Genomic DNA, 15,448 nt, shown 5'->3' on the forward strand with positions numbered 1-15,448 from the left:
CATCGGTGTGCTTTTTTGACGGCCGGATTTTGCAGCCTGAGCAGACAAAAAGCAATATGCGACCAATATACTAAAGATGTTGCTTTTTACCATAAAGTTACCGTCACTTAACAAGTAAGGCAACACTTCCACCACAACGCAATGCTGAACCTGTCACATTTGAGCAACATCACCAGAGAATCACAACGAATTTAAGCAAAATAGCGTTTAACCGGTGAAAACCTATATACAGCAAAGGGTAACACTTGCTATCTAGGCTGTGATTATTTTCTACTCATCGCTCTAAATAAGAATTGTTAGCTTCAAGCACCATACTTGAGGCTCAAATAAAAGAAGCAATGATTTAACAAATTTTGCAGCAAAATTGTTTTATTGCGATCATTCAAGTGGATATTTTTTAAACACTTTTCTCTGAGAAAATGTGAGTTACTGTTGAAAATGACACAAAAACTTCATGCTAAAGAAACAAATGAGAAATGCATCAAGGTTACTCTGCTGTGGAATATGGTACTTAAAAGTCTCCGCTGAGGAGAAAATTAAATAAGAGGTGGCTTATGGATGGCTTTGAACTTAATAACATGATGGATATTGATGCTCCACGTTCGCGCTCCGCTCGCTCTAAACCCGTAAAACGCAAGTGGCGAGAAATAGAAGCGATTAAAGACAAACAACGCTTACAAAAAGAGCTCAACGATATGGATATCGGACTCGACTTCTCAATTGATGACGTAAAACTCTAAGACAAATTTACTGGTTGTTGGTCAAGCCTGAAGAGCAACACTGGTACATTATAAAGCCCTCACTATAGAGGGCTTTGTTTTATCACCATCCCGTACGCAGTTCCGAATGCAACAACACATCAATATAAAAAGCCAGAATCATTCGTCAATTGATTACCATTCTCATTTAGTTGCAATTCGAACATTAAAGGATATATGATGTGCCCGCTTTAAAATGACGAATGGTCATTTTTTGAGTTACATTACTTGCACATTGTTCTTTGCTTTTACTATAGGCTCATCAACATATGACTGGAAATCGCACCAATGCCGTCGATGCTATCAAGATAAGTACGCTCATGGCTTGTCTATACCTTTCAATATCTACCGCGGCAGCCGATACCACTTCGACACCTAAACGACCGATCGGTGACGCTGCTCAGTCAGTTCACATCGATGCTCAAACCATTGGCCGTAGTGCAAAGAGCCAGGCACGGATCAATAAAATCAGTGACAAAACCTTCGAGCTAAAATCTGACATTGCAATGCTAGAGCAAGAAGTAGCCAATTTGGAAGTTTATCAAAAGCACTTGCAAGCGGTTGTCGCAAATCAAGAACAAGAGATGGCCAGCATTAACAAGCAGCTTGAGCAGATCAGTGACACTCGCCAGGGCGTAGTTCCATTGATGTATCAAATGCTCGCTGGGCTAGAAGAACATATCAAGCACGATAAGCCCATTCGCATTACTGCGCGCTTAGCCAGACTAGAGGAACTCAAATCATTGATGCCTCAGGCCGATGTCAGTGATGCCGAAAAATACCGCCGAATCCTTGAAGCCTATCAAATAGAGATGGATTATGGCATTAAGCTAGGCAGCTATCGTTCGCGTATCGATGTGGGCAGCGAGATCGAAGCTGAGCAACTGCACCTCGGCAGATTGTCGCTAGTCGCACGTAGCCTGGATAGAAACCAATACTGGTCCTGGGATTCAAACCAAAACCGTTGGATTGAAACGGATGCCGCGTTAGCGCCACAAATAGATAAGGCATTCGCAATCGCCAACAAGCAAGCGACTCCTTCTTTACTTGAACTTCCAGTATCACTGACTCCTGCCACTGACATTAAGGATCCTAGCTAATGCGCAAATTACTACTTATCATAGCGCTGTTTGGCCTAGGGTTCACTCAACCTGCTCTGGCTGTAGAGACGCTCAGCGTAAAAGCCCAAAAGGCACAACAGCAGGAGCAACAGCACAATGCCGAGCGAGAGGCTCAGTTCAAACAGCGCGAGTTGCAACTCGCCAAACGCAAAGCGGAATTGGAAAAGCGCAAAGCACAACTTGACCTAAGTATCGAATCGCTTAGCCGCTCTTTTTCAGACAATGAACACACTCTGGCAGAACAGCAAAAAAAGCTGCACCTAGAAACAGGAAGTCTCGGTGAGTTATTTGGTGTCGTTAGACAATCCGCCAAAGAGCTGCAACTAGAGTTAGCTCACTCTGTGGCTAATACAGAGCAATCTACGCACATCCATGCAATTGACGATATTGTTGCCGCTAAGAGACTGCCTTCCATTTTGGAATTGACTGGCCTTTGGCACGCCTTTCAGGCTCAAATAACCAGTAGCTCAACATACTCGGACATTACAGTACCCTTTGTCTCGGGCTCAGGTGAACTAACTCAGCTCGAGGTCACTCGACTGGGTAACTTTGCACTGCTATCTGGCCATGGTCCCGTTGACTGGAATGGTGAACAGGCAAGTGACTTTCCTCGTTTACCGAAACACGTACAAACCTCTGCTGAGGCCGCTGGCATTATTACAGGTCACACATCGGCGACTATCGATCCGAGTCGTGGTGAAATTTATAAGCAACTCGCTGACGCTCTGACATTGGCAGAGCGCTTCGAGCACGGCGGTTTCGTCGGAAAAATCATCGCAGGTCTGTTTGTGCTAGGGATGACCATTGCTCTGTATCGTGCCGCTGTTCTTATGAACATTCAACAGAAGATCAACAGGCAACTGAAATCTCCCCAAACGCCGACAGACAATCCACTGGGTCGAATCCTCAATGTCTACAGCAGTGAAAAACAGCTGCATGTCGAAGCGTTAGAGCTTCGTTTGCTTGAATCGATTATGGATGAACAGCAGCACCTTGAACGTGGCCTGAGCATGTTGAAGCTGCTCGCTGCGCTCGCACCGATGCTCGGCTTACTGGGTACTGTAACGGGCATGATTGAGACATTCCAAGTTATTACCCAATTTGGTAACGCCGAGCCTCGCGTGATGGCCGGTGGGATCTCAATGGCTCTAATCACCACCGTACTTGGCCTTATAAGCGCGATGCCACTGCTGCTGGCACACAATTTATTGAGCTCAAAATCTGAGGCGATTCGCAATATTCTTGAAAGACAGAGTGTGGGTTTAGTCGCGCAACAAGCCGAGGCTCAAAGCACGGAGCACAAAGACGCGTATGCCGCATAACCTATTCAGTTGGCTACCCAGTAGCGACCATCTGAACCAGTTTATGACACAAGGTGGGCCCGTACTCTGGTGGCTTGCCGCTGTCGTATTCGTATTCTGGTTGGTAGCGTTTGAGCGTCTTATTTACTTTGCCAAAGTTTTTCCTTGCGAAAAGAAACATTGGGTTGCGCGCTGGACACAGCGCCAAGAACACTACTCTTGGTACGCCCAGTCGCAGCGCAATGCCATGCTCAGTGAAGCCGAGAACAAGCTCAAGCAAAACCTAAATATACTCAAATGCTTACTTAGCTTGTGCCCCATGTTAGGGCTGCTCGGTACGGTCACAGGCATGATCACTGTATTTGATACTTTGGCGGTGCAAGGCAGTGCCCAACCTCGCCTTATGGCCGCTGGTATTTCAATGGCGACCATTCCGACAATGGCAGGCATGGTCGCTGCACTTTCGGGCATGTTGGCTTACTCTCGCATTCAAAAATTAAGTAACAAGAGTTTATTTCAACTTGAACAATTACTTAGAAGCGAACATCACTTATCATCAAAGCGCCCTAGACACTCACATGAATCTGGAGACACCAAATGAGATTAGGTCATCGCAGAAAGCAGACCGAAGAAGCGAATATCGACATGACCTCGATGCTCGATATTGTATTTATCATGCTGATCTTTTTTATCGTCACCAGTTCATTTGTGCGTGAATCAGGTGTCGATGTGAATCGCCCTCAAGCAGGTCATGCCGTAAGCCAAAAAGACGCGGGTATCTTTGTCGCTATTACCGCATCCAATGATATCTATATAGATAAACGACGAGTAGATATAGAACGTGTACAGGCCACTATTGAGAAACTGTTACTCGAACAACCTAACGCGGCTATGGTCATTCAGGCAGATAAGCACGCTTTTAATGGTACCGTCGTTAAAGTCATGGACAGCGCTAAAGGAGCGGGTGTCGCGAAGATAGCGCTCGCAACGGAGAACCTATAATGGTTCGACTATTGGCAAGCATTCCGCTAGCCGCGGTATCCGCCTTGATCCTGTTCTCGCTCATGAGTTGGATGATCGACATTGGGCCTAAATCGAAGCCCGATGAAAAGCCAAGACTAAGCTATGAGTTGGTGATGGTGGAACCTAATAGCGAAACAACAAGGCGCCAACGCGTTCTACCGGAACCACCAAAGATGCCATCAGCGCCGCCATCTGCAGCCATTGTGGAGCAAAGCTCTCACGTATCGAGTGTGCAAACACCAAGCACACCTCAGCTGCCTAATATTGCGGTTTCGACTCAGGTGACGGGGGTTGCGTTAAATGCGCCAACCGTGCCCGATATTGGCCAGAACCAACAGGTCATGCCATTACATCGCAAAGAGCCTCGTTACCCACGTCGCGCATTACAACGCAATATCGAAGGCTATGTCGTTATGTCGTTCACCATTGATGAAAGTGGTCGCCCGACAGATATCAAAGTGCTCGAAGCAAAGCCTACACGCGTGTTCGAGCGTGAAGCGATGGTTGCCCTTAAGCAGTGGAAATACCAACCTATGGTCGTCAATGGCACTGCCACAGCTCGTATTGGTCAAACCGTTAAATTAGAGTTTAAGTTAAATCAATGATAAAGCGTCTATTTGTTTTTTGTGCTCTTGTCCTGTGCTTCCCCTTGCTCGTTGGCCATGCTTTAGCGAATTCAGAGTTAGGTATGCGCACTGCAATACAAGTTTCCAAAGCTTATGAGTTGGAGCAACAAGAAAAACTCAGCGAAGCGATTGAACTTCTAGAAAGCATCAAGTCGAATGCTCGCTATGACAAAGCCTATGTCGCTAGAATGCTGGCCATCTATTATTGGCAGTCAGGGCAGCCTTCCAAGGCAATAAAGCAACTGAAATTTGCCGTCGATAGTGATGCATTTAAAAACGAGCAAGGTTGGCAAACCGAGCGCATGCTGGCCGAGCTTATGCTATCGGAAAACATGCCAGAGCAAGCCTTGCAGCATTTTGATCACCTGGCACAAACGGCACATGCCAATAGTATAACTAAAGAGCAGCTAGCTGATGTATGGCTTAATAAAGCGAGAGCCTACTACTTATTGCAGCAATGGGACCCCCTTCTGACCACAATAGATCACCATCAAAAACTCGACAACACGCCAAGACAGCAGCCATTGAGCTTACAGCTTACCGCAGAGATCCGTTTATCACTTTTTAACAGTGCCATCATTACCACACAAAAATTACTGGCACTGCAACCGGATAACCTTGTGTGGTGGCAACAACTAAGCTCATTGTATATGCAAACCAAGCAGTATAGGTTGGCACTAGCGACCTTAGTTTCAGCGGAACGTGCTGGGATTGACATCCCTGACAATCTTCAGTTTAGCAAAGCCCAGCTCTACGCCCAGCAAGGAGTACCAGAGCACGCAGCAATGACCTACGCTGAGCTTCAAGTTGATGGTAAAGACATTGAGACAATGGTGAAGCAAGCTCGCCATTGGCAAACGGCTCGTGAATGGACTAAAGCTCAAACTGCTTGGTCGGCCGTCGCTAGACTCAACAGCAAATACTATGAAAATGTGTCAAGACTGGCGCTTCAGCAAGGGAAATACCAAGAAGCTTTAACGGCGCTAGATAAAGCCTCTGGGCTATCACAACACACTAGACAACTACTGAAAATCCGTGCCTATGCAGGGCAAAAAGACTACTCGAAAGCGAAACAAACCGCGGAAGTGGCGCATCGAGAGCAGCCAAGCAAACAAACGGCTGACTGGCTTATCTATCTGGCACAAATGACAAAAGAGTGATGTGGGCACATCACTCTTCTTTTCACTTACTAGTGGAGCCTACACCGATTCTGAATCACTTTGCCTGACTCGTTCTGCCAGCTGTTTGTACCGATCGGCTATCGTATCGCCAAACACAGGGTCATCTTCTGACTGACTCCACTTATTCTCAACGGCTTGCCAATCTGCAATCAAGAAACGCTTTTCGATCAGTGGCAAAATTGAGCGTTCTTCTAGCTCAAGGTGATGCCTCTGATCATGAATAAAAGCTTCGAGTTTTGATATAAAAATATCTTGAGGAACAACAGCATCTTGCAAAATCATCTGTACTATGTCCAAAAACTCATGTGTCTTGACCGACAATGTTTGATGTTCATGCTCCAAATCGGAAATGGTTTCTTGGTCGCCAAAGCGTTTTAAAAAGTGGTGATATATAATATCTTCTTTTGGGTGATGCACTTTCTCCGAATGATTGGCAAGATAGTCGACGATCTCTTCAACTAAACTGTAATTGATTGGCTTCTCATCTTTCAATTGGCGCAATTTGTGCGCCAGTATTGCTAGCAAACGCACCATATAGCCATGCTCTCGCCTTATCCTTTCAATCATCATTGTTCTGCTCCCATTCCACTCACTATCAGTAAGTGTATAAGATGCGTGCAATATTTGCTTTGAGCTCCCTCTTAAAAATGATGATATTGCTTCAATAACTCACTCAGATAACGGAGGTTGCCAGTCAATTTCAGGACGTCCTGATTGCTTTAAAAGCTGATTCGTTTGGGAAAAATGCCTGCAGCCCAAAAAGCCTCGATGGGCTGACAGTGGCGAGGGGTGTGGTGCTGTCAGTATATGATGGCGTTCTCTATCAATGGCCTTACCTTTCTTCTGTGCGTGTGCGCCCCACAGTAGAAAAATCACACCATTGCAATGCTCGTTAATAACCTTAATCACCTGTTCGGTAAACGTTTCCCAACCGTACTTGGCATGCGAGTGAGCCTTGCCCTGCTCAACGGTTAACACAGTGTTTAACAGCAAAACGCCCTGTTTTGCCCAGCTGTCTAAATTGCCATGGTGAGGGATTTGAAAGTGAGGAATATCTTGTGCGAGTTCTTTGTAGATATTCACCAGCGATGGCGGTATCTTGACCGATGGTCGCACCGAAAAACACAATCCATGCGCTTGGCCTGCGCCATGATAAGGGTCTTGCCCTAATATCACGACTTTGATGTCTGAAAAGGGAGTTAAAGCGAACGCACTAAATACATCCTCTTTAGGGGGAAAGACTACTGTTCCGCTCTGTCGCTGTTGTTCGATACGTGCGATTAGCGCCTGATAGTATTCTTTCTCTTCCTCAACTTTCAGTACCACGTCCCAAGTCAGTGAAGCGTTCATTTAGATTCCTTTTGGTAGTTATCTGCCACAGTGTAGCATCACACTAAGAAACCTTTAACGCTCTACTGCTTATTAATCACCGCTACTAGTTTGATGCGTTTCGACTCTGTGGAGTTCGATAGTGACCTTGACCAGTTACATGTCTGTTCGGCACAGGAAAACGATGATTTCGACCAGTGATTGCTCTAGGAATTGATATACGAGTCATAATGGCACCTACTTTATATAGTCATAGCTTATTAAACTAGTATGAAAGAAAGGTGCCAGAATTCCATTTTATCTAAAAAAAGAGTTAGTTTTGGGTAAAATGTCTTAGTGCCTGTATCTCATCTTTCCAGATATCAGGCTCAATAGTCTCTAATATCAATGGTATAGCGTCGAAGCGAGGATCTCTCATTATGTATTCAAAGCACTCCCAACCAATTTCACCACGACCTAACGAGTGGTGCCTATCGACCTTGCCGCCTAAAACCACTTTTGAATCATTGAGGTGCATCGCTTTAAGATAGTGCATACCAACTACTTTAGAAAACTCTAAGAAGGTCGCCTCACACGCCTCTTTAGTACGCAGATCATAACCGGCAGTAAAGGTATGACAGGTGTCGAGACAAACACCAACACGCGATTTATCTTCTACTTTATCAATGATATAGCTCAAGTGTTCAAACTTCCAACCCAGGTTACTTCCCTGGCCTGCTGTGTTTTCAATCACCGCGACAATATCAGGTACCGCCCGGTGAGCGATATTTATCGAGTCGGCAATTCTCTCTAGACACTCTTGTTCGGAAATTTTCTTAAGATGACTCCCAGGATGAAAATTAATTTGCGAAAGCCCTAGGGTTCTGCACCTTTCCATTTCATCTATAAATGCGGCGCGAGATTTTTCCAGCTTTTCTAGCTCTGGAGCGCCGAGGTTGATCAAATATGAATCATGCGGAAGTATTTGCTCCGGAAGGAAGCCCAGTCGAGCGCATTCCTTTTTGAAATTTTCCACAATTACGGGATCTAGCGCCTTCGCTGCCCACTGTCTTTGGTTTTTGGTAAATAGTGCGAATGCATTGGCACCGATATCGGCAGCTCTCTGTGGCGCTTTATCTACACCACCAGCAGCCGAGACGTGCGCCCCAATAAATTTGTTCATTTTCCACTCGATCCAGTTCACAGTTTTAAAAGTGTTATTTAGCGATATGATACTTTCAGTTTTTATGATAAAAACCGGTTATCAATGCTTCTTTTGTCATAAAAACGGCATAAGTGTAGTTTTATTACTACACTTATGCCGTTAAAATATTATTTAATCATTCAACTATGATTTTAAAGCCTGATTTTCAGGTGCTTTATTGACATTTATCAACTTTATAACCTTACATATGATAATGTTTTTTGTGGTAAATTGATCTAAATCAATGCGCAATAAAATCAACCTGGGTATATATAGTCCCAACTCAACAATATTTGAAAATTAACACCACAATAATACCACTCTAAAGTGGCTTAGGAGATAGTGATGATTCAAGGTATCCAAATTACTAAAGCAGCAAACGACGATCTACTAAATTCAATCTGGCTAATTGACGGCGAGAAAAACGAAGCACGTTGTGTTGCTGCAAATTCAGGCTTCGAAGCTGATCAAGTTATTGCGGTTAGCGACCTAGGTGAATACGAAAGCCGTGAAGTTGCGATCGAAACTGCACCGCGCATTGAAGGTGGTCAACACCTAAACGTTAACGTTCTTAAACGTGAAACTCTTGAAGATGCTGTCGCTCACCCAGAAAACTATCCTCAACTGACTATCCGTGTTTCTGGTTACGCTGTTCGCTTTAACTCATTAACACCTGAGCAGCAACGCGACGTTATTGCTCGTACCTTTACTCAGTCACTATAAGTCTGAATGAACGGTCTAATAAATTGAAAAATGGCGCTCTATGAGCGCCATTTTTATTTTCTATCTAATCTGACTACCAAGTATTACTGAACTTTACGCAGTACCGCTTTTAGCGCATCAAAATCATTGTCGAGATCTTCAGATAACAATTCCATCGCCGCGTGTTTCGCCAATGGAGCTGGCAGTTCAATATCTAACTGCAGAACTTCATCAACCACTTCTTTGAACTTAGCAGGGTGTGCCGTACACAAAAAGAGCCCTGTTTCTTCCGGCGCCAGCTGCTCATTGAGCACACGGTAGGCAATGGCACCATGCGGCTCACACAAGTAACCCAGTGCATGCAGATCTTTTACTGATTCTGCACTTTGTGCATCCGAAACAGAACCTTTACCTAGGGTATCTAATCCCCAACCTTTTAGCTGGCACAACTCTTCGATACGTGGCCAGTTATTTGGTTGGCTAACATCCATCGCGTTAGATGTCGTTGCAACGGTTGGTTTTGGTTCCCATTGACCAGTTTCGAGGTAGCGAGGCACAGTATCGTTCGCGTTAGTCGCAGCGATAAAGCGTTTGATTGGCAAGCCTAGCGCTTTGGCTAAAAGACCTGCTGTTAGGTTACCAAAGTTACCACTAGGTACCGAGATAACAAGGTTTTCGCGCTCTTGCTTGATCATCTGAGATGCAGCTTCGAAGTAATAACAGATTTGCGCCATTAGACGGCTAATGTTGATGGAATTAGCAGAGTTAAGTCCAATCTCTTCACGCAACACAGAATCATCAAATGCTTGTTTCACCAAAGCCTGACACGCATCAAAGTCGCCGTTAATTGCAACAGTGTGGATGTTTTTACCCAATGTACAAAATAGCTTTTCTTGTAGTGGGCTTATCTTTCCTTTTGGATACAGAATCACTACATTGATGTTTTCCATACCATAAAACGCGTGAGCGACAGCCGCACCAGTGTCACCGGATGTTGCCGTTAAAATGGTGATCTTTCCACCTTCAGATACCGCTGCTAGCGATTGCGCCATGAAACGACCGCCAAAATCTTTGAACGCTAAGGTTGGACCGTGGAAAAGCTCCAAAGCATACACTCCGTCCTTCACCGCTTTAATAGGTGCGGGAAATTGGAAAGCATCGCCAACTAGCTCTAAGACCTGTTCTTTTGATAATTCATTGCCAATAAGTGCAGAGAGGATTTTTGCACTACGCGGAACGAAATCTTCAGCCAAAAGAGCATCAACATCTTCGAATTTTGGCAACTCTGACGGGAAGAAAAGTCCTTGATTACGACCCAGACCTTGTCTTACCGCCTGACCAAATGAGACTTGTTCATCATTTTCTTTAATATTGTAAAGCTTCATTACTTACTTCCTGTTACTTTCGAACCTTGCTTGTCTAATTGACAAACATGCACGAATCCTTCGTTATTTTGTACATAATTCTCTTGAAGCCAACGGGCGACTCTTTCTGCCACATCTTGTTCTTTACAGATGCTAAACAGAGTTGGTCCACTACCAGAGATCCCCGTTGCCAACGCCCCCGCAGTAGCCGCATAGTGGCGAGCTGCTTCAAAACCGGGCAGTAACTTCGCTCGGTAGGGCTCTGCAATAACGTCTTTGATCATTTTCGCCGCTAATTCAGGCTGCCCTGAATGGCAAGCATGAATAAAACCAGCCAAATGGCGTCCATGGGCGATAATGTCCTGACGACGATATTGAGACGGCAAAATCTCTCGCGCTTCCGCTGTCGAGACTTTAATCCCTGGGTAAGCCATAACCCAGTACCAATCATCGAAACAAGGTACTTCCTGGCTAATAATGCCGAGCTCTTCGAGCATCAGCTGCACACCACCTAGGTAGCAAGGTGCCACATTGTCGTAATGGATACCACCTGAAATTTGCCCTTCCATCTCACCCATTAGGGCAAGAAGCTCGGTTTCATCAAGTGAGTTAGCATGGAACTGGTTAAGAGCGTCCAAGGCCGCAACGATAGAACATGCGCTCGAGCCTAATCCCGAACCAATTGGCATATTCTTTTCGAGAGTCATGTGCACCGGTTTTAATGCAATGCCTTTTTTCTCCAGTTCACGCGCATAAACTCGCCAACAATCGTAAACGATATTCTCTTTTGGCTCTGTCGGCAACTTATCGACAAAATCGCCTTTGGTCGTTAAATCAAAAGGCAATTCACCTAAAGCTACTGTCACGCAATCGCCTAGCCATGTTCCATCAACGGGTGACACGGCTGCACCCAATACGTCAAAACCAACGCTGACATTGCCAATGGAAGCCGGAGCATACACGGTAACACTTTGCATATCTGTCGCCATACTAGACTCCTAATTTCCAACCCAATGTACGCATTACATCAGAGAAAACACCGGCAGCCGTCACTTCGGTACCCGCGCCGTAACCTCTCAGTACCAGAGGGATCGGTTGGTAATATCGGCTATAGAACGCTAGCGCATTCTCGCCATCCTTGATTTTGTACATCGGATCATTTTCATCGACAGCGGCAATGCGTACTCGGCACTTGCCGTCTGCGATTTCACCCACATAACGAAGTACCTTGCCTTGCTCTGCAGCGTCCGCAATGAGCTGATTAAAGTATTCATCCGCTTGTGGCAGGCGAGCCATAAATTCATCAACAGAACCTGAATCATCAAAGCCAGGTGGCAGTGCCTGATCAACTTCTACATCTTCAAGCTCAAGCGCCATGCCAGCTTCACGGGCAAGGATCAATAGCTTACGTGCGACATCCATTCCTGATAGGTCATCACGAGGATCAGGCTCTGTAAATCCTTTCTCTTTAGCAACATTTGTTGCCTCACTCAGTGACAGCCCTTCATCTAACTTACCGAAGATGAATGACAATGAACCCGATAATATACCGTTAAATTTCTCAAGTTCATCGCCCGCTGCAATAAGGTTTTGTAAGTTTTCGATAACAGGAAGTCCGGCACCCACTGTTGTCTCATACATCAACTTGCGACGTGAGTTTCTGGCAACATCACGAAGTTGATGATAGTAAGCCATACTTGCGGTATTGGCCTTTTTGTTTGGCGTGACAACATGGAATCCCGCCGCCAAAAATTCTGTATATTGATTGGCTATCTCTTCGCTCGAGGTGCAATCTACCAATACTGGGTTAATGATGTGATTGCGCTGCACAAGAGCTTTAAGATTGGCCAGGCTGAACGTTTCCGAGGCACCGTTCATACGATCGCGCCATTGCTCTAACGGCAGACCTTCACCATCAAGCAGCAAGCCTTTACTGTTTGCCAGGCCGCAAACTCGGATCACAATGCCTTTTTCGGACAATTTCGCTTGCTGTCTTTCGATCTGATCAACGAGCTCACCACCAACACCACCGACACCAACGACGAATACATCAAGGAAGTGCTTCGAATTAAATAAGTTCTCGTGACACGCTTTAATGGCTTCTGAAATTTTATCTTCAGGGATCACGGCTGAAATCGCACGCTCTGAAGAACCTTGAGCAATGGCGACGATGTTGACATTCACTTCTGCTAAAGAGGAGAAGAACTGTGATGCCACCCCACGAGAAGTGCGCATACCATCTCCAACTAGAGTGACGATAGCAACGTCATTCATGAACTCGACTGGCTCAAGAAGGCCGTCTTTGAGTTCCAACTCAAATGACTCTTTCAGCACGCGTTCGGCATCATCTTTATCCGCTTCTTCGATACAAAAGCTAATGCTGTATTCCGATGAAGATTGAGTGATGAGCACGATTGAAACGCCTGCTGAAGACATAGCGCCAAATACTCGACTCGCCATGCCCACCATGCCTTTCATGCCCGGACCAGAAACGTTGACCATAACGAGATTGGATAAGGTAGTAATACCTTTAATAGACAGTTTATCTTCACCTGTGTCTTGTCCGATAAGCGTGCCTGCACCTTGTGGATTGAAACTGTTTTTGATTAGACAAGGAATATGGAATTGTGCAATGGGTGCGATGGTCTTAGGGTGCAGTACTGAGGCGCCAAAATAAGACAATTCCATCGCTTCTTGATAGCTAAGGGATTTCAATAGACGAGCATCGTCGACCAATCGCGGGTCGCAGTTATAAACGCCGTCGACATCAGTCCAAATTTCACAACAATCTGCTCTTAAACACGCTGCTAAGACAGCCGCAGAGTAATCTGAACCATTACGTCCTAATGTGACCAACTCTCCTTTTACGTTGCCTGCGGTAAAGCCCGGCATAATATGAACGACTTCTGGCGTTAATGGTTTTTGAATAAAGTTTTGCGTCGACACTTCCACATCGACCATCGCCTCTAAATGACTTCCATTCGCAAAGAGATATTGGACAGGGTCAATCAATTCTGCTGCTTGCCCTTTGGCTCGCAGCACTGCTTTCATTAGCTGAATTGAGATTCGTTCACCCTTAGAGATGATTCGAGCATTAACATGGTCTGGACAGGTGCCCAATAAACGAATGCCATGTACAAACTGGTGTAACTGAAACAGTGAGGTTTTGACTTGGTTGTCAAAATCAGTTCTCTCAATATTGGGTAAAACAGATTCAATCTGGCTAAAAAGCTCATTAAATGAAGTTTCAAGCTCTGATATCTGCAATTCAGGCTCTTGATTTCTCAATGCTGTTTCAATAATAGCAACCAATTTGTTGGTTGTTTTACCTGGTGCTGAGAGCACCACTGATACTTCTTCTTGCTGGGCATTGTTCGCAATAATATCCGCTGCTCTTAAAAAACGATCAGCGTCTGCTAACGACGAACCTCCAAACTTTAATACTCGCATCCTTTCCTCCCGAAATACTCAAAACAGGTAAAAAAAAGGCCCGTATCGTGTGAGATACAGGCCTTTTTTTGAATTTCTTTCCGCTATAAGCCTGCCCCAACAATGTGAATGTTGGTAATAATAATGGTGGTCATCATTACAGAGCGCTGGCTAAAATTCATAAGTTGTCTTCAAAACTCATTACGTTGGTTAACACTACGTTTACCTTACTTCGGGTAACTTAGTCAATGAAAAATTACATATTTCTCGCATTTCAATCATAATTGCAGCCAAAGCATGAATATTTGGCATTAATGTCTGCATATGCATTCAAGATCTTTGTAAATAACAAAATGCTATATAGTTTTATAACTTTTGGTTTAGAAAGTGTGCTTTAATTAATTTCATAATGACTATAAATATAGCTAAGGAGTGGTGTTCATAATGATCAGAATTCTGTCTGCCTCTGTTATATTTGTCATTTCTAGCGGTGCCGCACTTGCGGTGGATTTGCCGTCCCTGTCAAACAGTCATAACGCCTCACCACATAAGTTTTTCCTTTCTTCTGGTAGCAATTCATCGAGTGATGAGTACGATGCTTGGAATCTCGACAGTGGCTATTCTTACTCTGTATTTGAGTCTGTAGACCTGTACGTTGGTGCACGGTTAAACAACTCGCAAAGTACTGCTGATAATGGACTGTTAAGCGGTGTGAACTACAAAGTATCAGACAGGATCAGCATTAAGAGCACACTAAGAAGCTACCAATATACGGAAGATAGTGAAACGCAGGGTGCAATGGCAGCAGAGCTGTCGAGCCGAATGAGGTTAACGGAAAACCTAGACCTGCATGCGACTTTCGATTATGAAAAGTTGCAGCAAGGGGTTGAAGTAGGCCTAGGCTTCCGGTTTTAGTAAGTTACCAAAGCATGATACTTAGGTAAACAGCTGTTCCTTAGATACCAATACACCATTCCAATCAGAATAAATGTAATCTCCTGGCTGAATAAGCTGATTGTTGATCGTTAATGTAACGTCAACTTCTCCGGCACCACGTTTTTCCGTTTTAAATGGGCAAGCACCTAGCGCTTTAACACCAAGATCCATTTCGGATATTGCTGCGACATCTCGAACCGCACCATTAACAATGATTCCCTCCCAGCCATTTTCAATGGCCATTATGGCCAACTGATCACCAAGAAGTGCTTTTTGAAGTGAGCCATTACCATCAACACACAGTACTTTACCGGTACCCTCTTGTGATAGGACCTCACGAACTTTGGAGTTATCGTGGTAACAACGTACCGTTACGATCTCTCCCCAGAACGCTGATCTCAGGCCAAAATTTTGCAATGGCATGGTCAACAGCGTCACTTTATCTTCGTGTTGGTCACAAATATCAGGTGTGATATCTCTCATCATTCCTCCATG

At 44.8% G+C, this 15,448-nt stretch carries 16 protein-coding genes and 1 other annotated feature; of the genes, 9 read left to right on the plus strand and 7 right to left on the minus strand.

The genetic code is table 11. The features are described from left to right. The first annotated feature begins 554 nt into the window (after positions 1–554). From LNL84_RS03415 to LNL84_RS03445, 7 genes are all read left to right on the plus strand, one after another. Positions 555–740, plus strand: coding sequence for a DUF3545 family protein (locus tag LNL84_RS03415; protein ID WP_244355261.1), 186 nt, complete (start codon positions 555–557; stop codon positions 738–740). A gap of 326 nt (positions 741–1,066) precedes the next feature. Further along, positions 1,067–1,858 carry a DUF3450 domain-containing protein gene (locus LNL84_RS03420; protein ID WP_425244283.1) on the plus strand — a complete coding sequence of 264 codons (792 nt, stop codon included), beginning with the start codon at positions 1,067–1,069 and terminating at the stop codon, positions 1,856–1,858. Beyond that, a complete protein-coding gene (locus tag LNL84_RS03425) occupies positions 1,858–3,201 on the plus strand; it encodes a MotA/TolQ/ExbB proton channel family protein (protein ID WP_244355263.1) in 1,344 nt (447 codons plus the stop codon). Before LNL84_RS03420 ends, LNL84_RS03425 begins: the two co-directional genes overlap by 1 nt. Continuing rightward, positions 3,191–3,781, plus strand: a complete 591-nt coding sequence (locus tag LNL84_RS03430) for a MotA/TolQ/ExbB proton channel family protein (RefSeq protein ID WP_244355264.1) — start codon at positions 3,191–3,193, stop codon at positions 3,779–3,781. The genes LNL84_RS03425 and LNL84_RS03430 overlap by 11 nt, the downstream gene beginning before the upstream one ends. Beyond that, a complete protein-coding gene (locus tag LNL84_RS03435) occupies positions 3,778–4,182 on the plus strand; it encodes an ExbD/TolR family protein (RefSeq protein ID WP_244355265.1) in 405 nt (134 codons plus the stop codon). Before LNL84_RS03430 ends, LNL84_RS03435 begins: the two co-directional genes overlap by 4 nt. After that, positions 4,182–4,808, plus strand: a complete 627-nt coding sequence (locus LNL84_RS03440) for an energy transducer TonB (protein WP_244355266.1) — start codon at positions 4,182–4,184, stop codon at positions 4,806–4,808. Before LNL84_RS03435 ends, LNL84_RS03440 begins: the two co-directional genes overlap by 1 nt. An 83-nt stretch (positions 4,809–4,891) precedes the next feature. Then, positions 4,892–5,989, plus strand: coding sequence for a tetratricopeptide repeat protein (locus LNL84_RS03445; protein ID WP_244355267.1), 1,098 nt, complete (start codon positions 4,892–4,894; stop codon positions 5,987–5,989). A 39-nt stretch (positions 5,990–6,028) separates the two neighbouring features. Here the strand turns inward: LNL84_RS03445 and LNL84_RS03450 are convergent, their stop codons facing one another. The 3 genes from LNL84_RS03450 to nfo all read right to left on the minus strand — a co-directional run bounded on the left by LNL84_RS03450 (position 6,029) and on the right by nfo (position 8,501). Next, positions 6,029–6,580, minus strand: coding sequence for a hemerythrin domain-containing protein (locus LNL84_RS03450; RefSeq protein WP_244355268.1), 552 nt, complete (start codon positions 6,578–6,580; stop codon positions 6,029–6,031). Positions 6,581–6,679: 99 nt separating this feature from the next. After that, positions 6,680–7,360: a uracil-DNA glycosylase gene (gene ung / locus LNL84_RS03455; RefSeq protein ID WP_244355269.1), complete on the minus strand. Its 681-nt coding sequence runs from the start codon at positions 7,358–7,360 to the stop codon at positions 6,680–6,682. 292 nt (positions 7,361–7,652) lie between these two features. Continuing rightward, a complete protein-coding gene (nfo, locus tag LNL84_RS03460) occupies positions 7,653–8,501 on the minus strand; it encodes a deoxyribonuclease IV (protein WP_244355270.1) in 849 nt (282 codons plus the stop codon). 366 nt (positions 8,502–8,867) lie between these two features. Between nfo and grcA the strand changes: the two genes are divergently transcribed. After that, positions 8,868–9,245 (plus strand): autonomous glycyl radical cofactor GrcA, encoded by a 378-nt coding sequence (grcA, locus tag LNL84_RS03465; protein WP_244355271.1) that lies wholly within the window; start codon positions 8,868–8,870, stop codon positions 9,243–9,245. A gap of 83 nt (positions 9,246–9,328) precedes the next feature. On the opposite strand, the gene thrC is transcribed toward grcA, so the two are convergent. Genes thrC through thrA form a run of 3 tightly spaced genes read right to left on the minus strand, consistent with a single transcriptional unit; the run spans position 9,329 to position 14,038 of the window. Continuing rightward, complete coding sequence (thrC, locus tag LNL84_RS03470) at positions 9,329–10,609, minus strand: threonine synthase (protein WP_244355272.1); 1,281 nt, start codon at positions 10,607–10,609, stop codon at positions 9,329–9,331. Continuing rightward, positions 10,609–11,565, minus strand: coding sequence for a homoserine kinase (gene thrB, locus LNL84_RS03475; protein WP_425244284.1), 957 nt, complete (start codon positions 11,563–11,565; stop codon positions 10,609–10,611). Before thrB ends, thrC begins: the two co-directional genes overlap by 1 nt. A gap of 13 nt (positions 11,566–11,578) precedes the next feature. After that, entirely contained in the window at positions 11,579–14,038 is a 2,460-nt protein-coding gene (gene thrA / locus LNL84_RS03480) for a bifunctional aspartate kinase/homoserine dehydrogenase I (RefSeq protein ID WP_244355274.1), read from the minus strand. Between the two features lie 29 nt (positions 14,039–14,067). Beyond that, positions 14,068–14,186, minus strand: a sequence feature (Thr leader region). A 275-nt stretch (positions 14,187–14,461) separates the two neighbouring features. Here thrA and LNL84_RS03485 point away from each other — a divergent pair. Then, positions 14,462–14,932, plus strand: a complete 471-nt coding sequence (locus LNL84_RS03485; protein WP_244355275.1) for a ribonuclease regulator — start codon at positions 14,462–14,464, stop codon at positions 14,930–14,932. Between the two features lie 21 nt (positions 14,933–14,953). Here the strand turns inward: LNL84_RS03485 and LNL84_RS03490 are convergent, their stop codons facing one another. Then, positions 14,954–15,436, minus strand: a complete 483-nt coding sequence (locus LNL84_RS03490) for a putative 4-hydroxy-4-methyl-2-oxoglutarate aldolase (protein ID WP_244355276.1) — start codon at positions 15,434–15,436, stop codon at positions 14,954–14,956. Positions 15,437–15,448: the final 12 nt, after the last annotated feature.

Source organism: Vibrio gelatinilyticus, from assembly GCF_022836845.1.
GTDB classification, from domain to species: Bacteria; Pseudomonadota; Gammaproteobacteria; order Enterobacterales; family Vibrionaceae; genus Vibrio; species Vibrio gelatinilyticus.